An 18,377-nucleotide genomic window follows, 5' to 3' on the forward strand; every position below is an offset into this window, starting at 1 on the left:
CGACCGCCCGCGGCCGGGGGCGGGGACTGAGCCGTGCGAGCCACCCTGCGCTGGGCCCATTCCGATCTGCGCACGCACCGCGGCGAGGCGCTGTTCATCACGCTCGCCACCGCGGGCATCGTCGCCTCGCTGCTGCTGGCCGCCGCCCTCTTCGGCTACGCCACCAACCCCTGGCAGCGGGTCTTCACGCAGGCCCACGGGGCCCACGTGTGGATCCACACGGCCGCCTCCGCCGACGCCGGCCGGCTCGCCCGGCTGGACGGCGTCGACTCCGTGGCCGGCCCCTACCGCACCGAGTCGGCCACCGTGTCCGCCCACGGTACCCGCGCCTCGGTGGAGCTGCGCGGCACGCCCCGGCTGCCCTCCGTCGACCGCCCGCTGCTCACCGCGGGCCACTGGCTGGACCCGGCCGAGCCGGACGGTGTGGTCCTGGAGAGCAGCCTGGCCCGGGCCCTGCTGGCCGAGCCCGGGGACACCCTGACACTGCCCGGCACGGCCCGCAGCCTCACGGTCGAGGGCATCGCCGACAGCGCCGAGCCGCGTTACAGCCCCGGTGAGCAGCCGGGGCTCGTCTGGGCGCTGCCGTCCGCCGTGCGCGCCCCCGGCGGCCAGGTGACGGGGCTGCGCCTCGCCGATCCGGCCGACACGGACTACGCGGTGCAGCGTGCCGTCACCGTGCTGGGCGCGGGCGCGGTCGGCGAGGTCTCCACCTGGCAGCAGGCGCGGGCCGAGGCGCAGGGCGAGAACCGGCTGCTCGGGCAGGTGCTCGGCCTGTTCGGCCTCGGTGCCCTGGCCGCCGCGGGCTTCGCCGTGCACGGGGCGATCGGCACCCGTATCCGGGGCCATCTGCGGGACATCTCGGTACTGAAGGCGATCGGCTTCACCCCCGGCCAGGTCGTACGCATCTTCCTGCTCCAGCACCTCGCCTACGCGGCGCTCGGTGCGGTGGCCGCGGCCGCGCTCACCGAGGCTCTGGGCGGCCGGGTCCCGGGGCGGATCGGCGACGCGGTGGACGTGTGGCAGGGGCTGCCCGGGCACAGTGTGACGCTGGTCGCCGTGTCCGTGGGCGCGGTGCTGTTCATCGGCCTGACGACGGGACTCGCCGCCTGGCGGGCCGGCCGGGTGCCGCCGGTTCCGGTGCCGCGCCCCTCGGCCGCGGCGGGCGGGCGGCTGACCGGCCTGGCCCGGGGGGCTCTGGGACTGCGCCTGCCGGCCGCGCTGGTACTCGGCTGCCACAAGGCGTTCGCGGGCCGCGGCCGGTCGCTGGCCGGGGTGGCCCGGCTGGCGCTCCCGCTGCTGCTGATCGTGGTGGCGCTCAGCGCGTGGACCACCATCGACCGGTTCCACAGCAGCCCGGAACAGGTGGGCCTGCCCGCGGCGCTCACGGTCCGCTCGGACGGCGGCATGAGCGATCCGGACGTACGGGCCCTGCTGGCGGCGGACTCCCGGGTCGCCGACGCCTATCCGGGCGTCGAGGTGGCCGCACTCGTCCCCGGCCAGACCGGGACGATCGCCCTGCGCGGCCTCGGCACCCGCACCCGGCCCTACCCCTACACCCTCGCCGAGGGCCGGGCCGCACGCGGCCCGGACGAGGCGGTGGCCGGTCAGGGCCTGCTGGACCTGCTGCATGTGCGGGTCGGCGACTGGGTGCGGATGACGGTGGGCGAGCAGCCGCAGATCCTGCACATCGTCGGCCGCAGCATCGAACCGCAGAACGCGGGCCGGGTGGTGACGACCTCCCTCGACACCCTCCGCGAGAACGACCCCCGGGTGTCCCCGGCCTTCTACCAGCTCCGCCTCCGCCCGGGCGCCGACCCCCAGCGGGTCGCGGCCGCTCTCACCACGGCCGGCCACGGGCACCTGGACGTGCACGCCGTGCCGAACCCGGCCGACGGGCTGTCCCCGCTGCGCGCGGTGGTCACCGGGCTGATCGCCGTGCTCGCCCTCATCGGGCTCGTCGAGCTGCTCACCACGATCGGCGGGAGCGTCCGGGAGGGCGAGCGGGACGTGCTGGCACTCAGGGCGATCGGCATGTCCCCCCGGCAGATCACCATGATCACCGTCACGTCGACGAGCTGTACGGCCCTGGCGGCGGCGGTTGCCGGTACGGCGATGGGGCTGCCGCTGGCCCACCGGCTGATCGACGCCCAGGGCAGCTCCAACGGCATCGGCGCCGGCATCGCCCGGTCGCCCTCGCCCGGTCTGCTGCTCCTGCTGGGCGCGAGCGCCGTGCTGGGGGCCGCCACCCTCGCCGCCCTGCCCGCGGCCCGGGCGGCCCGCCGACGGCTGGCGGACACGCTGAGCGCGGTGGCCTGACCGGGCTTCGCCTCCAGCCGCTCCGGTACGTCCGCCGTCCGCTGTACGGCCACCGCGACCGCGTGGGTCAGTGCCGGCCGCGCAGCTCCCGGTACTTGGCGACGAGCGCCTTGGTCGACGCGTCCAGGCCGGGGACCTCGGCGCCCTCGGTCAGGGCCGGTTCCACGCGCTTGGCGAGGACCTTGCCCAGCTCCACGCCCCACTGGTCGAAGGAGTCGATGTTCCAGACGGCGCCCTGGACGAACACCTTGTGCTCGTAGAGGGCGACGAGCTGGCCGAGCACGGACGGGGTCAGCTCACGCGCGAGGATCGTCGTCGTCGGCCGGTTGCCCTGGAAGGTCTTGTGCGGGACCAGCTCCTCCTGGACGCCCTCCGCCCGGACCTCCTCGGCGGTCTTGCCGAAGGCGAGGGCCTGGGTCTGGGCGAAGAAGTTGGCCATCAACAGATCGTGCTGCGCCCTGAGTTCACCGCTCAGCTCGGCGACCGGCTCGGCGAAGCCGATGAAGTCCGCCGGGATGAGCTTGGTGCCCTGGTGGATCAACTGGTAGTAGGCGTGCTGTCCGTTGGTGCCGGGCGTGCCCCACACGACCGGTCCGGTCTGCCACTCGACCTGCCGGCCGTCCCGCGCCACGTACTTGCCGTTGGACTCCATGTCCAGCTGCTGGAGGTAGGCGGTGAACTTGGAGAGGTAGTGGCTGTACGGCAGCACCGCATGCGACTGGGCGTCGTGGAAGTTGTCGTACCAGATGCCCAACAGGCCCAGCAGCAGCGGGACGTTGGACTCGGCGGGCGCGGTGCGGAAGTGCTCGTCGACCAGGCGGAAGCCGTCCAGCATCTCCCGGAAGCGGTCCGGGCCGATGGCGATCATCAGGGACAGGCCGATCGCGGACTCGTAGGAGTACCGGCCGCCGACCCAGTCCCAGAACTCGAACATGTTGTCCGGGTCGATACCGAACCCGGCGACCTTCTCGGCGTTGGTCGACAGGGCCACGAAGTGCTTCGCCACCGCGGACTCGTCACCGAGCGCGTCCAGCAGCCACTTCCGGGCGGAGGTCGCGTTGGTGATCGTCTCGATGGTGGTGAAGGTCTTGGAGGCGATGATGAACAGCGTCTCGGCCGGGTCCAGGTCGCGGGTGGCCTCGTGCAGGTCGGCGCCGTCCACGTTGGAGACGAAGCGGACCGTGAGGTCGCGGTCGGTGAAGCTGCGCAGCACCTCGTAGGCCATCGCGGGGCCCAGGTCGGAGCCGCCGATGCCGACGTTGATCACGTTCTTGATGCGCTTGCCGGTGTGGCCTGTCCAGGCGCCGGAGCGGACCCGCTCGGCGAAGGCGCCCTTCTTGTCCAGCACGGTGTGCACGGCCGGGACGACGTTCTCCCCGTCGACCTCGATCACCGCGTCCCGGGGGGCGCGCAGCGCGGTGTGCAGCACCGCCCGGTCCTCGGTGACGTTGATCTTCTCGCCGCGGAACATGGCGTCCCGCAGGCCGAAGACGTCCGTCGCGTCGGCCAGCTCGCGCAGCAGCCGCAGCGTCTCGTCGGTGACCAGGTGCTTCGAGTAGTCGATGTACAGGTCACCGACCTGGAGGGTGTACCCGGTGCCGCGCTGCGGATCGGCGGCGAACAGGTCCCGCAGATGGGTGTCGGCCAGCTCCTCCCGGTGCTTGGCCAGAGCGGTCCACTCGGGCGTCTGGTTGAGCCTGGTACGGCCGTCTGCGTTCATTTCCGGCTTCAGCCTTCTTCCTGCATCTGTCCTGCTGCGTCCCTTGCCCCGCTGCCGGTCCCAACCTAATTGATCAGCGTGTGACGTGAGCTGTCGTGGCGTCGTCGTCCGGCGCAACAACGGGTACGTCCGGCTTGCGCACAGGTATCAGCGCGGTGACCGAAAGGACGAAGAAACCGGCGGCGAGCAGGGCAGGGGCGTTGCGGCCCCACGCGGTGGCGACGGCCCCGCCCAGCAGCGCGCCCAGGGGTGCCCCGGCGACCGCGAGGGTGCGGAAGGCGGACGCGACCCGGCCCAGCATGCCGGCGGGTGCACGCTGCTGCATCAGCGTCGTCGTGTTGACGTTCCACACCATGCCCATGAACCCGAAGACGGCCATGGCGGACACCAGGGCGACCAGGCTGCGCACCGTGCCCATGACGACGAGCGCCCCCGTCTGCACCACGCCGGCGCACAGCACCGCCCGTATCCGCCCGAGGCGGGCGACGAGGCGGCCGCCTGCCACACCTGCGGCGAGGTTGCCGACGGTGTACGCGGTGGTCGCCGCCGCGTATCCCGTGGTGCCGGCGTCCAGCCAGCCGGTGACCAGGACCACCAGGGTGGCGATGAGCGCGCCCATGCCGATGTTGCACAGGGCGGTGGCGGTGCACAGGCCGCGCAGGGCGCCGTCGCGCCACAGGACGCGCAGGCCGCCGGCGATCTCGCGCCGCAGGGTGCTGCCCGCGGCTCTCGGCTCCCGCTCGGGCGCTCCGCTGCGCAGGGAGGCGACCAGGGCGGCCGCCAGCAGGAAGGTGACGGCGTCGGCCGCGAAGGGGGCGCCGAACCCGGCGGTGAGCAGCAGCGGCACGAGGGGCGCCCCGAGCAGGCCGCCCGCGATGCGCTGGCCGGTCATCAGGCGGGCGTTCGCGCTCCCCAGGGTCTGCTGGTCCACCAGGGAGGGCAGCAGAGCCGTGGCCGCGTTGTCGAAGAGGGTCTGCAGAGTGGTCAGCGCGAAGGCCAGCGCGACGAGCAGGGCGATCGAGGCGTGTCCCAGCCCGACGGCCACCGCGAAACCGGCGACCAGCAGCCCCCGTACCGCGTCCACGGCCCACATCGCGCGCCGCTGGTCCACGCGGTCGGCGACAGCCCCGCCGAGCAGCCCGAAAACGATCCAGGGCAGATAGCCGCAGGCGGTGACCGAGGCGATGAGGACAGGACGGTCGGTCAGCGAGGCGGCGAGCAGGGGCAGCGCGGCCGTACGCAGCGCGTCACCGGACGAGGAGAGCACGGCGGCGCTCCACAGCCGCCCGAATCCGCCACGCCAGGCGGGCGCAGGCACCCTGCCCGTCTCCTCTGCCCCGACCGCTGTCTCGACCCCCGTCACAACTCCCCCTCGCAGTTCTCGCCTTCACGAAAACCGTAGAGGGTGCCACTGACAATCGACCGGACGCGAGCGGAGCAGGACGGCCCCGGTCGGCCACCCTCGGGTGCCCGGCCGGACCGTAACTCCTAGATCTCGCCGCGCAGTTTGGCGAGCGCCTCGGCGAGGATCGCCTCGCCGTCCGCGTCGCTGCGCCGCTCCCGTACGTACGCGAGGTGCGTCTTGTACGGCTCGGTGCGCGGCGGGTCCGGCGGGTTGTCCCGGTCCTGACCGGCCGGGAAGCCGCAACGCGGGCAGTCCCAGGTCTCGGGCACCTGTGCGTCGCTGGCGAAGCTCGGCTGGGTCTCATGCCCGTTGGAGCACCAGAAGGAGATGCGCAGACGCGGCGCGGACTCGCCGCGCTCGGCCTCGCCCATCGGCCCCGCCCCGACCCGGCTTCCTCGGATCGCGTTGCCACTTGCCACGGTCGTAACTCCCTGCGTGATGGTGCCGCGAAGCGAGTCGGCGTTTCGCTCCGCTGCGAGCGCCTCAGTCTACGTAAGGCCCAACGCGCGTCCAGTGATTGGAGTTACAACCCCCATATCCAGACGCAAGCCCCATGATAGGCCGCGCTCAGAAGCGCGTACCGAACATGGGGCCTTACGTACGGAATGTATGTGCTTGTGAGACGCTGATCGGCGGTTCGTGCGCTGTCAACCGGTTGCCCGGTGTCAGCCGTTCGACTTCATCAGAAGGCCGAGGACGATGATGCACGCGAACCAGAGCAGACCGATCACGATGGTGATGCGGTCGAGGTTGCGCTCGGCGACCGAGGAGCCGCCGACGGACGACTGCATGCCGCCGCCGAACATGTCGGAGAGGCCGCCGCCCTTCCCCTTGTGCATCAGCACCAGCAGCATCATCAGCAGGCTGAAGACGATCAGGGCGATCGAGAACCCCAAAACCACGGCTGGACCAACTTCCTCGGATTCGGATGGACTGCGGGGGCACGGCCTGTGGCCATGCCCCCGCAAGAGTACGACGGATCGTCGCTACCGCCTACTCACAGCTCGTCCTACTGATCGCGGAATCGCACGATCTTGACGAACTCGTCGGCGTCCAGCGAGGCACCGCCGACCAGGGCGCCGTCGATGTCGGCCTGGGCCATGATCTCGGCGACGTTGCCGGACTTCACGGAGCCGCCGTACTGGATGCGGACCTGGTCGGCCAGCTCCTGGGTGTACAGCTCGGCGATCTTGCCGCGGATGGCGGCGCAGACCTCCTGGGCGTCCTCGGCGCCGCAGACCTTGCCGGTGCCGATGGCCCACACGGGCTCGTAGGCGATCACGACGGTCTCGGCCTGCTCGGCCGGCAGGTCCTTCAGACCACCCTCGACCTGGGTGAGGGTGTGGGTGACGTGGTTGCCCGCCTCACGGACGTCCAGCTCCTCGCCGACGCACAGGATCGGGGTCAGGCCGTGCTTGTAGGCGGCCTTGACCTTGGCGTTGACCAGCTCGTCGGTCTCGTTGTGGTACTGGCGGCGCTCGGAGTGGCCGATCACCGCGTACGTGCACTTCAGCTTGGCCAGCATCGGGCCGGAGATCTCGCCGGTGTAGGCACCGGAGTCGTGCTGCGAGATGTCCTGGGCGCCGTACTTGATCTTGAGCTTGTCGCCGTCGACCAGGGTCTGCACGGAGCGCAGGTCGGTGAAGGGCGGCAGGACGGCGACCTCGACGGCCTCGTAGTCCTTGTCGGCCAGGGCGAAGGCGAGCTTCTGGACGTGCGCGATGGCCTCGAGGTGGTTGAGGTTCATCTTCCAGTTGCCCGCCATCAGCGGCGTGCGCGTGCTCATCTAGGTCAGTCCTCCAGTGCGGCGAGGCCGGGGAGCGTCTTGCCCTCGAGGTATTCGAGGGAGGCGCCGCCACCGGTCGAGATGTGGCCGAATGCGTTCTCGTCGAAGCCGAGCGTGCGCACGGCCGCGGCGGAGTCACCACCGCCGACGACGGTGAAGCCGTCCGACTGCACGAGGGCCTGGGCGACCGCCTTGGTGCCGCCCGCGTAGTCGGGGTGCTCGAAGACGCCCATCGGACCGTTCCAGAAGACGGTCTCGGCGTCGGCGAGCTTCGAGGCGTACAGCTCTCGGGTCTTCGGGCCGATGTCCAGGCCCTCCTGGTCGGCGGGGATCTTGTCCGCGTCGACCACGGTGTAGTCGGCCGGCGCCTTGGTCTTCAGGTCCGGGAACTCCCGGGAGACCAGGACGTCGACGGGGAGCACCAGCTCCACGCCGTTCTTCTCGGCGCGCTCCATGTACTCGGTGACGGCCGGGATCTGGTCCTCCTGGAGGAGGGAGATGCCGACCTCGTAGCCCTTGGCCTTGAGGAAGGTGTAGGCCATGCCGCCGCCGATGAGCAGCCGGTCGGCCTTGCCGAGCAGCTGGTCGATGACGGCGAGCTTGTCGGAGACCTTGGCGCCGCCGAGCGCGACCACGTAGGGGCGCTTGACGTCCTCGGTGAGCTTCTTCAGGACGCCGACCTCGGTGGCGATGAGGTAGCCGGCGTAGTGCGGCAGGCGGGCCGGCAGGTCGTACACGGAGGCGTGCCCCCGGTGCACCGCGCCGAAGCCGTCACTGACGTAGACGTCGGCCAGGGCGGCCAGCCGGTCGGCGAACGCGCCGCGCTCGGCGTCGTCCTTCGAGGTCTCGCCGGCGTTGAAGCGCAGGTTCTCGATGACCGCGACCTGGCCGGGCTGGAGGCCGTTCACGGCGTCGTGGGCGGCGGGGCCGACGGTGTCCTGGGCGAACGCGACCGGCGCGCCGAGGAGTTCACCGAGCCGCTCGGCGGCGGGCAGCAGCGAGAAGGCGGGGTCCGGGACGCCCTTGGGACGGCCCAGGTGCGAGGCGACGACCACCTTGGCGCCCGCGCCGGCGAGGGCCTTGACGGTGGGCAGGACGGCGCGGATGCGGCCGTCGTCGGTGATGACGCCGTCGGCGAGCGGGACGTTGAGGTCGGCACGGACGAAGACCCGCTTGCCGTCCACGCCCGCGGAGAGAAGTTCGTCGATGGTCTTCATGAGAGGGGACTCCTGAGGGCTCTTGCTTCTACGAGGCCTGATCTTCGCAGGTCGGCCAGGTCGACCTGCACGCGCATCAGGGCCCGGGCAGCGCGACGGTGCGCTGTCCGAGCCCTGCGTGACGCATCAGCTGCCTGCTACGGCCGATCAGAGCTGGTTGCCGACGAAGACCGTCAGGTCCACGAGGCGGTTGGAGTAGCCCCACTCGTTGTCGTACCAGCCGATGACCTTCACGTTCTTACCCTCCTGGACCATGGTCAGGGAGGAGTCGAAGGTGCAGGAGGCCGGCTCGTTGACGATGTCGGAGGAGACAATCGCGTCCTCGGTGTACTCGAGCAGGCCCTTCAGCTCGCCCTCGGCGGCCTTCTGGAAGGCGGCGTTGACCTCTTCCTTGGTGACCTCGCGGCCGAGCTCGACAACCAGGTCGGTGACCGAGCCGGTCGGGACCGGGACGCGCATGGCGATGCCGTCCAGCTTGCCCTTGAGCTGCGGCAGGACCAGCGCGGTGGCCTTGGCGGCACCCGTGGTGGTCGGGATGATGTTCTCGGCGGCGGCACGGGCGCGGCGCAGGTCCTTGTGCGGGAAGTCCAGGATGCGCTGGTCGTTCGTGTACGCGTGCACCGTGGTCATCAGACCCTTGACGATGCCGAAGTTCTCGTCCAGGACCTTCGCCATCGGCGCCACACAGTTGGTGGTGCAGGAGGCGTTGGAGATGACGTGGTGGTTGGCCGCGTCGTACTTGTCCTGGTTGACGCCCATCACGATGGTGATGTCCTCGTCCTTGGCCGGAGCCGAGATGAGGACCTTCTTGGCGCCGCCGGCGAGGTGCTTGGCGGCATCCTCGCGCTTGGTGAAGATGCCGGTCGACTCGATGACGATGTCGACGCCCAGCTCGCCCCAGGGGATGTCGGCCGGGTTGCGCTCGGAGAGCACCTTGATGGTGTGGCCGTCGACGGTGATCGTGTCGGCGGTGTGGGAGACCTCCTGCTTGAGGCGGCCCAGGATGGTGTCGTACTTCAGCAGGTGAGCGGTGGTCGCGGTGTCACCCAGGTCGTTGACAGCCACGATCTCGATGTCGGCACCCTGCTCCAGCAGTGCGCGGAAGTAGTTACGCCCGATACGGCCGAAGCCGTTGATGCCTACGCGGATCGTCACGAACCGATCTCCTCGTTGGTACGCCGGCCATGCGGTGCCGGCGAGCTGTATTTGGGATGTCCCCGACCACCCCCGACCCTACCTCTCTGAGGCCCCCGGAGTGGCATCGAGATGCCGCATACACGGGCAGGCGGTCCGTACCGGCCAGTAGGGTACGGACCACCTCGGATCGGGAGTCGTTTTGCCACTCTTTGCTATGTAATGCCGATGGCCGTTGACGCTCTTTTCACTCGTTCGTGAGCGGGTCGGCTCACCTGATGAGGGACTCTTTCGCGCACCGATGAGAGAGGGTCCCGCTCACATGTCGAATAGGACCGTCTCACCTGTCGAACGAGGCGAACGCCTTCTTCAGCAGGGCCGCCCGGTCGGCCGCCGCCGGCACCTGCTCCAGGCCGAAGCCGAGCAGCACGGTGTCCTCGGTGGTGACCGCTGCGTACGTCTGGAAGAGCGTTCCGGTGCGCGTCCAGTCCTTCAGGACCGCGGGGCTGCCCGCGGGCGGGCCGGGGACACGCCAGGCGCCCAGGGACGTCTCGAAGCCCTCGGCCTCCTTGACCGTGCCGCCGACGACGAGCGAGGCGTCGTCGGCGAGGACGCCGTGTCCGCCGGTGCCGGGGTCGGTGATGTAGCTGATCGAGACCTCGACGGACTTCCCCGCGTACGCGCTCAGATCGAAGCTCAGCTGCTGCCAGCCGCTCGAGCTGCCGGTGAGGCTGTTCCACGAGCCGGTGGTGCCGGTCGCGGTGCAGGCGTTGCCGGAGAGCGTGAGGTAGTGCTTGAGCCAGGGGTGCTCGCCGATCAGGAACCCGGCTCCGCAGTCGGACGGTACGGCGGTCCTGGTGGCCCCGCCGGCCTCCGGGAGGGTCGTCCAGTCATCGGCGCCCACGGTGTGTATCTCGACGACCGCGTGGTCGTAGCCGGGCTCGGTGTCCCACAGCAGCCTGGTGCGCAGGGCGGGCTTGTCGGCGGCGCTGACACCGGTGAGGTCGATGGTGCGGGTGAGGCGCTTGTAGGCGTCGTCGGTGTGCACGGCGGCGGCCATGGAGGTGCCGGCGTACGGGCCGTAGGGGCTGACGGTCCCGGCGAACCCTCCCGCGCCCGCGCTCTTGAACTGCGGGTGGGTGGCCGCGGGCAGTTCGTCCGAGGTGACGCCGTAGGTGCCGGCCTTGTCGAGCGGGTTGCCGGGCGCGTCACCGAGGGCTCCGGTGTAGCCGCCGAGCGCGCCGGAGCCGGTGAAGCCGGTGGCTCCCTTGGTCGACGTACGCGAGTAGGCGCCCAGGTAGTACTGGCTGAAGTCGTCCGACAGGGTGCCGTCGCCGAGGTCGACACTGCCGCCGGCCAGCTCGCCGGCCTCGATCAGCCGGCCGCCCTCGTTGAGGTAGGCGCGCAGCTGGAGCTGGGTGGCGTTGCCCGGGCCGCTCGTGCCCGAGTAGTGCACGACGGTCCTGAAGTGCCCGAGCACGCCGAGCGCGTCCGGGGCGCCCTGGGTGGCGACGTCCCACACGATCGCCCTGTGCCCGGCCGCCTTCAGCGCGTCCACGTACGTCTGCGCCTGCGTGGCGGCGGTGCCCTCCTCGGCGACGACAAGGGTGTCCGCCTTCGGCCGCTCGGCGACGGTGTAGGTGAAGGGGGAGCTGGAGACCTTCTTGCCGCTCTTGGTCTCGCCGGTGAACCACACCTCGACCTTGTCGCCCGGTCCGCCGTCCTGCACCTTGGCCCGGTACTCGTCGAAGTAGAGGTTGTCCGTACCGCCGTAGGTCTCGCCGCCCTTCCAGGGCCGCAGGGCCTGGTCGAGCGTAGGGCCGCCGTTGACGCGGTACTTGAGTTCCTTGTCGCGCACCGCCTTGCGGACGACCACGGACACTTCCTGGTCGGCGCCGCGGGAGTACGAGGTGGAGAACGCAGCCGGGGTGAAGTCGGCGGCGCTCATGCCGACCGAGGAGACCGGCCGGTCGGGGTGGGCGGCGGTCTCGGCGACGGAGAGCGCGAACGGGATGTTCTTCTCGAACTCCTGCTGGATCAGCTTCTCGTCGTCGGGGAAGTTGAAGACCGACTGGCAGTCGGCGGGGTTCCAGGCGTCGTTCGGGTCGATGTTCGACGCGGTCTCGCAGGTCGACATCTCGGGGGTGAACATCGCCATGCCGTTGACGTTCGAGGCGTGCCCGTCGGCCTCGCCGTTGGTGGTGTACAGCTCCGAGGAGACCTGCGACCGGTAGCCGGGGATGGCCGGCTTGTCGGGGGTACCGGCGAGCGCCTTGTAGAGGACGTCGTCCGGGGTGGGGGTGGCGACCTGCCAGCCGACGCCGTAGAGGAGGAGTTCGGCGGCGGAGTGGTAGTTGATGCCGTACGTGAACCCGATGCGCTTCTCGAAGGTGTCCAGGGCCTTGGTCTCGGGCTCGGACTCGGGGCTCGCGCCGCGGTAGGTCTGGCTGGTCGGGTTGGGGGACGAACCCTCGTCGTCGTAGCCCCACTTGTAGGCGAAGTTGCGGTTGAGGTCGACGCCGTCACCCGTGCTGATGACGCCGTCGCCGTTGACGTCACGGAGGTTCTTGCGCCACAGGCGAGTGGTGGAGTCCTTGAAGGTGTAGTCGTAGCCGTCGGGGTTGGCCGACAGGACGAACCACAGCTCGGTGGAGTCGACGATCTTCTTGATGCGCCGGTCCGTCTTGTAGTTGTCCAGGTAGTAGTGCATCAGACGCCGGGTCATCTCCGGCGTGATCCACTCGCGCGCGTGCTGGTTGGACACGTACAGCACGGCGGGCTTGGCGCCGTCCTTCGACCTCTTCGCGTTCCTGGTCAGTTTGAGCGCGAGGATGTCCTGGCCGTTGATGGTTTTCCCGATGGATTCGACCTTGGTGAGGCCGGGGTTGGTCTGCGCGGTCCGGAGGATCTCCTCCTTGAGGCCGCCGCTTGTGCCGTAGGGCCGGAACACGCCCTGGGAGGCGTCCTCGACGCGCGCCTCGGCCTTGGCCGAGAGGGTGTGCTCGGTGAGGTCGACGCCCTGCTTCTCCAGCTTCCTGGCCTGCTTCTCGGTGAGGTAGACCTCGACGGCGGTCTTCCCCTTCCCAGCCACGTGCTCGCCGAGTTCGTGGCCGTCCTGTCCGGCCTTGAGGAGCAGGGGAATCTGCTTCTGGGTGACTTCGGCGCGGAAGACCTTGACCTCGTCCGGGTCGGTGTGGGGTGAACTTCCGCTCTGCGCCTGGGCGATGGGTGCAAGGCTCGCTCCCCCGAGCAGGAGCGCGCCGACAGCGAGGATCGATCTCGCTCTGTGTCTCATGAACCCCCCTAGCGGTGGTCCGCCACAGCGGCGAACAGGTTGCCAGGCTCATGTCACTTCATGATCGAGTCAAGGGCGCCACATGGACACGCAAACGCCGGTGCCGGCCACCCGAATGGGCCGTCGGCACCGGCGCAATCAGTGAGCCTGGGTCAGCCTGCCAGGTTGTCCGCCAGCTCCTCCGTGAGGTTGGCCTCCGTGCCCGGAATGCCGAGGTCGGAGGCGCGCTTGTCGGCCATCGCCAGCAGACGGCGGATCCGGCCCGCGACGGCGTCCTTGGTGAGCGGCGGGTCGGCCAGCGCGCCCAGCTCCTCCAGGGAGGCCTGCTTGTGCTCCATGCGCAGCCGCCCGGCGGCCGCGAGGTGCTCGGGCACCTCGTCGGCGAGGATCTCCAGGGCCCGCTGGACCCGGGCACCGGCGGCCACGGCGGCGCGGGCCGAGCGGCGCAGGTTGGCGTCGTCGAAGTTGGCGAGGCGGTTGGCGGTGGCCCGCACCTCGCGGCGCATCCGGCGCTCCTCCCAGGCCAGCACGGACTCGTGCGCACCGAGGCGGGTGAGCAGGGCGCCGATCGCGTCACCGTCGCGGACGACCACCCGGTCCACCCCGCGCACCTCGCGGGCCTTCGCGGCGATGGAGAGCCTGCGGGCGGCACCGACCAGCGCGAGCGCGGCCTCCGGACCCGGGCAGGTCACCTCCAGGGAGGAGGAGCGGCCGGGCTCGGTCAGCGAGCCGTGCGCCAGGAAGGCCCCGCGCCAGGCAGCCTCCGCATCACAGGTGGCCCCCGAGACCACCTGCGGGGGCAGACCGCGGATCGGACGGCCCCGGCCGTCGACCAGACCCGTCTGGCGAGCCAGCTGGTCACCGCCCGCGACCACCCGCACCACGTACCGCGAGCCACGGCGCAGCCCGCCGGGCGCCATCACGATCAGCTCCGAACTGTGGCCGAAGATCTCCAGGATGTCCCGCTTGAGCCGGCGGGCCGCCATCGCGGTGTCCAGCTCCGCCTCGATCACGATGCGCCCGCTCACCAGGTGAAGGCCGCCGGCGAACCGCAGAATGGCGGAGACCTCCGCCTTCCTGCAGCAGGTCCGGGTGACGGGGAGCCGGGAGATCTCGTCCTTCACCGCTGCCGTCATCGCCATGGGCCGATCCTTCCATGCATCCGAAAAATACGGTCGTACGCGGCGGCCAGCAGCTCCGGGTCGTGCCGGGGGCTTCCGTCGGTCCGGGCCACCTGCGCCAGCTCGACCGCGGCTCCCAGCCGCTTGGCGGCCTCGGTGAGCGAGTCGCGGTCGGGCACCGCGGCCTCGTCGGCCAGCACCACGTCCAGGGCGAGTTTAGGGGCGTGTCGGCCCAAAACCTCCAAATGACGCTGCGGGGAGAAGCCCTCGGTTTCTCCGGGCTGCGGGGCGAGGTTCAAGGAGAGCACGCGGCGCGCCTTGGTCTCGGTGAGGGCGTCCAGCAGCTCGGGCACGAGCAGGTGCGGGATGACCGAGGAGAACCAGGAGCCGGGGCCGAGCACCACCCAGTCCGCGTCCAGGACCGCCGCGACGGCCTCCGGGACGGCGGGCGGGTCGTGCGGCACGAGATGCACGGACTGCACTTCGCCGGGCGTGAGGGCGACGGTCGCCTGCCCGCGCACGGTGTCCACGTCGTCGGGGCGCTGTGGGTCGTGCCCCTTGACCAGGGCCTGCAGCTCCAGCGGTACGGCGGACATGGGTAGCACGCGCCCGTGCGCGCCGAGCAGCTTGCCGACCAGGTCCAGGGCCTGGACATGGTCGCCGAGTTGCTCCCACAGGGCGACGATGAGCAGGTTGCCGACCGCGTGGTCGTGCAGGTCGCCCTGGGAGGTGAAGCGGTGCTGGATGACCCGGGCCCAGGTCTGGCCCCAGTCGTCGTCGCCGCACAGCGCGGCCAGCGCCTTGCGCAGGTCGCCGGGCGGCAGCACGCCCAGCTCGTCGCGCAGGCGCCCGCTGGAGCCGCCGTCGTCGGCCACGGTGACGACGGCGGTGAGGTCGCCGGTGATCCGGCGCAGCGCAGCGAGGGAGGCGGACAGGCCCATGCCGCCGCCGAGGGCGACGACCTTGGGCTGGGCGCCGCGCCGGCGGGGCCGGCCGCCACGCGCCTCGGCGATGCGGCCCGCCCGGGCCTCTGCCGCGGTGCGGCCGGAGCGGCTCTCCGGCACCACGCGGCGCAGCCTGCCCAGCCGCGGTGTACGTTCCGTCATTCCCGTCCCATGTCCCGGTGTACGACCACCGTCTCCACGCCCTCGGCCGCGAGGCGTGCGGCGAGCTTCTCCGACATCGCGACCGAGCGGTGCTTGCCGCCGGTACAGCCGATGGCGATGGTCACATACCGCTTGCCCTCGCGCCGGTAGCCGGCCGCGATGAGCCGCAGCAGTTCGGCGTACCGGTCGAGGAACTCCTTGGCGCCCGGCTGGTTGAAGACATAGGCGGCGACCTCCTCGTTCAGGCCGGTGAACGGGCGCAGCTCCGGTACCCAGTGCGGGTTGGGCAGGAACCGCATGTCCGCGACCAGGTCGGCGTCGACCGGGAGGCCGTACTTGAAGCCGAACGACATCACGGTGGCCCGCAGCTCGGGCTCCTCCTCGCCGGCGAACTGGGCGTCCATCTTGGCGCGCAGCTCGTGCACGTTGAGGCTGGAGGTGTCGATCACCAGGTCGGCGTCGCCGCGCAGCTCGCGCAGCAGCTCGCGCTCGGCGGCGATGCCGTCCACGATCCGGCCGTCGCCCTGGAGGGGGTGCGGACGGCGCACCGACTCGAAGCGGCGCACCAGGGCCTCGTCGGAGGACTCCAGGAAGACGATCCGCCGGGTCACGTTCCGGGTGTCGAGGTCGGCGAGGGATTCACGCAGGTTGTCGAAGAAGCGCCGGCCGCGTACGTCGACAACCACCGCGATCCGCGCCACGTTGCCCTGAGAGCGGGCGCCCAGCTCCACCATGGTGGGGATCAGGGCGGGCGGGAGGTTGTCCACGACGAACCAGCCGAGGTCCTCCAGACACTTCGCGGCCGTGGACCGGCCCGCTCCGGACATGCCGGAGATGATCACCAGCTCGGGGATGGCCGCTTCGGCGGCCGCGGCCGGTGTGACGTCCGTACTCACCTGTGCTCCGTTGTCCTGGACCGCCTGCTGCGGTTCCCCCGCGGCCGCCTGTTCTCGGTCCGGTGTGGGTTGTGCGTCGTGCTCGGTCATGTCTCCTGCCCCCGTCGTTCGTCCGGGAGGCCCGCGGTTACGGGCTCCCCCGAGGAACCCCCCGTCGTATCGGGTTCCTCGTCCTCAATGATCTCTCCGGTCGCCGTGTTCACGGCGGGTGCGGCCGGGGCCGCCTGGGCGAGGGCCGCGGCGATCGTCTCAGCCGTCTTCCGGCCTATGCCCGGCACCTCCTGGATCTGCTCGATTGTGGCGGACCGCAGCTTCTTCACCGAGCCGAAATGCTTGATGAGCGCCTGTTTGCGGGTCTCGCCGAGACCGGGCACGTCGTCCAGGGGGCCAGAACGGAAACGCTTGGCGCGTTTGGTGCGCTGGTAGGTGATCGCGAAGCGGTGGGCCTCGTCGCGGACGCGCTGGAGCAGGTAGAGGCCCTCGCTGGTGCGGGGCAGGACCACCGGGTCGTCCTCGCCGGGCACCCAGACCTCCTCCAGGCGCTTGGCGAGACCGCAGACGGCGATGTCGTCGATGCCCAGCTCGTCCAGTGCCCGCCGGGCCGCCGCGACCTGCGGCTGACCGCCGTCGACCACGACGAGCTGGGGCGGATAGGCGAACTTCCTGGGGCGGCCGTCGTCGTCCTTGAGGGAGCCGTTGATCACCTCGGTGCCCGTGAGAGGGGCGTCCGGGTCGGTGAGAGTGTTCTCGCCGTCGGCCCACTCCCCCGTCCTCTCCTTCTCGGCGAGGTAGCGCCTGAAGCGGCGGGTGATCACCTCGTGCATGGAGCGCACGTCGTCCTGGCCGGCGAAGCCCTTGATCTGGAAGCGGCGGTACTCGCTCTTGCGCTGCAGCCCGTCCTCGAAGACGACCATGGAGGCCACCACGTCGTCGCCCTGGAGGTGCGAGATGTCGTAGCACTCGATCCTGAGGGGGGCGCTGTCCAGGTCGAGGGCCTCGGCGACCTCCTCCAGGGCCCGCGAACGCGTGGTCAGGTCGGAGGCACGCTTGGTCTTGTGCAGGGCGAGGGCCTGCTGGGCGTTGCGCTCCACGGTCTCCATGAGCGCCTTCTTGTCGCCGCGCTGCGGGATGCGCAGCGACACGTTCGCCCCGCGGCGGACGGTCAGCCACTCCTGGACCGGCTCGACCGGCTCGGGCAGCGCCGGGACCAGGACCTCCTTGGGGACGGCGTCCCCGGTCTCCTCGCCGTACAGCTGTTGCAGGGCGTGCTCGACGAGGGCGCCGGTGGTGACCTCCTCGACCTTGTCGGTCACCCAGCCGCGCTGGCCGCGCACCCGGCCGCCGCGCACATGGAAGATCTGCACGGCCGCCTCCAGCTCGTCCTCCGCGACGGCGATGAGGTCGGCGTCGGTCGCGTCGGCGAGCACGACCGCGTTCTTCTCCATGGCCTTCTTCAGGGCCTCGATGTCGTCGCGCAGGCGGGCTGCCCGCTCGTACTCCATCTCCTCGGCCGCCTCCATCATCTGCTTCTCCAGACGGCGGAGGTAGGTGCCGGTGCGGCCCGCCATGAACTCGCAGAACTCCTCGGCCAGCTCACGGTGGTCCTCGGGGGTGATCCGGCCGACGCAGGGGGCGGAGCACTTGCCGATGTAGCCGAGCAGGCAGGGGCGGCCGGTGCGGGCGGCGTTCTTGAAGACACCGGCCGAGCAGGTGCGCACCGGGAAGACCCGCAGCAGCAGGTCGACGGTGTCCCGGATGGCCCATGCGTGGCCGTACGGCCCGAAGTACCTGACGCCCTTCTTCTTGTGACCGCGCATCACCTGCACGCGCGGGAACTCCTCGTTCATCGTCACCGCGAGGTACGGGTAGCTCTTGTCGTCGCGGTACTTGACGTTGAACCGGGGGTCGTACTCCTTGATCCAGGAGTACTCCAGCTGAAGTGCCTCGACCTCCGTGGACACCACGGTCCACTCCACGGATGCGGCGGTGGTCACCATCGTCCGGGTGCGCGGGTGCAGGTTCGCCAGGTCCTGGAAGTAGTTCGCCAGGCGCTGGCGCAGGCTTTTCGCCTTTCCGACGTAGATCACCCGGCGGTGCTCGTCACGGAACCTGTACACCCCCGGGGTGTCCGGGATCTCACCCGGCCTGGGGCGGTAGCTGGAGGGGTCGGCCATGTCTCACACCCTACTGGCGAGCACCGACACCGCGTCGGGCCTGTGGACAACGCCCACCAGCGCGGCTGCCCGTCCGGCGCCCGTCGGCGTGGTCCCCTCGCCTCGCAACCCCTGGGGCAGCCTTCCGGCCATGCCGGACCTCTCCGGACCGGTCCGGCGGCGCACCCCGGCGGGCGCTCCTGCGGACAGGGGCGGCCCCGGCCCGCG

General features: G+C 70.8%; 13 protein-coding genes. 1 reads left to right on the forward strand and 12 read right to left on the reverse strand.

The annotated features are described in order from the left end of the window. Positions 1-33 precede the first annotated feature (33 nt). Entirely contained in the window at positions 34-2,316 is a 2,283-nt protein-coding gene (locus AQI88_RS04510) for an FtsX-like permease family protein (RefSeq protein ID WP_066992228.1), read from the forward strand. 67 nt (positions 2,317-2,383) lie between these two features. Here AQI88_RS04510 and pgi read toward each other — a convergent pair whose 3' ends face one another. From pgi to uvrC, 12 genes are all read right to left on the reverse strand, one after another. Further along, positions 2,384-4,036, reverse strand: coding sequence for a glucose-6-phosphate isomerase (gene pgi / locus AQI88_RS04515; protein ID WP_066992231.1), 1,653 nt, complete (start codon positions 4,034-4,036; stop codon positions 2,384-2,386). A 73-nt stretch (positions 4,037-4,109) separates the two neighbouring features. After that, positions 4,110-5,354, reverse strand: coding sequence for an MFS transporter (locus AQI88_RS04520; protein WP_066992234.1), 1,245 nt, complete (start codon positions 5,352-5,354; stop codon positions 4,110-4,112). A 170-nt stretch (positions 5,355-5,524) separates the two neighbouring features. Next, the gene (locus AQI88_RS04525; protein WP_003976875.1) at positions 5,525-5,860 is read right to left on the reverse strand and encodes an RNA polymerase-binding protein RbpA; all 336 of its coding nucleotides are present in this window, start codon (positions 5,858-5,860) and stop codon (positions 5,525-5,527) included. Between the two features lie 246 nt (positions 5,861-6,106). Beyond that, on the reverse strand, positions 6,107-6,343 hold the full coding sequence (secG, locus tag AQI88_RS04530) for a preprotein translocase subunit SecG (RefSeq protein WP_107118458.1): 237 nt from the start codon (positions 6,341-6,343) through the stop codon (positions 6,107-6,109). A gap of 107 nt (positions 6,344-6,450) precedes the next feature. Continuing rightward, a complete protein-coding gene (gene tpiA, locus AQI88_RS04535; protein ID WP_066992241.1) occupies positions 6,451-7,227 on the reverse strand; it encodes a triose-phosphate isomerase in 777 nt (258 codons plus the stop codon). A 5-nt stretch (positions 7,228-7,232) separates the two neighbouring features. After that, on the reverse strand, positions 7,233-8,444 hold the full coding sequence (locus AQI88_RS04540; RefSeq protein WP_066992245.1) for a phosphoglycerate kinase: 1,212 nt from the start codon (positions 8,442-8,444) through the stop codon (positions 7,233-7,235). Between the two features lie 147 nt (positions 8,445-8,591). Then, complete coding sequence (gene gap / locus AQI88_RS04545) at positions 8,592-9,599, reverse strand: type I glyceraldehyde-3-phosphate dehydrogenase (protein WP_066992248.1); 1,008 nt, start codon at positions 9,597-9,599, stop codon at positions 8,592-8,594. Between the two features lie 319 nt (positions 9,600-9,918). Next, positions 9,919-12,873, reverse strand: a complete 2,955-nt coding sequence (locus tag AQI88_RS04550; protein WP_079057390.1) for a M14 family metallopeptidase — start codon at positions 12,871-12,873, stop codon at positions 9,919-9,921. A gap of 152 nt (positions 12,874-13,025) precedes the next feature. Further along, positions 13,026-14,015: a DNA-binding protein WhiA gene (whiA, locus tag AQI88_RS04555; protein ID WP_066992251.1), complete on the reverse strand. Its 990-nt coding sequence runs from the start codon at positions 14,013-14,015 to the stop codon at positions 13,026-13,028. Then, positions 14,006-15,100, reverse strand: coding sequence for a gluconeogenesis factor YvcK family protein (locus tag AQI88_RS04560; protein ID WP_066992253.1), 1,095 nt, complete (start codon positions 15,098-15,100; stop codon positions 14,006-14,008). Before AQI88_RS04560 ends, whiA begins: the two co-directional genes overlap by 10 nt. Beyond that, positions 15,097-16,086: an RNase adapter RapZ gene (gene rapZ / locus AQI88_RS04565; protein ID WP_066992256.1), complete on the reverse strand. Its 990-nt coding sequence runs from the start codon at positions 16,084-16,086 to the stop codon at positions 15,097-15,099. Before rapZ ends, AQI88_RS04560 begins: the two co-directional genes overlap by 4 nt. Beyond that, on the reverse strand, positions 16,083-18,170 hold the full coding sequence (gene uvrC / locus AQI88_RS04570; protein ID WP_066992259.1) for an excinuclease ABC subunit UvrC: 2,088 nt from the start codon (positions 18,168-18,170) through the stop codon (positions 16,083-16,085). The genes rapZ and uvrC overlap by 4 nt, the downstream gene beginning before the upstream one ends. Between the last annotated feature and the right edge of the window lie 207 nt (positions 18,171-18,377).

Source organism: Streptomyces cellostaticus (genome assembly GCF_001513965.1).
GTDB classification, from domain to species: Bacteria; Actinomycetota; Actinomycetes; order Streptomycetales; family Streptomycetaceae; genus Streptomyces; species Streptomyces cellostaticus.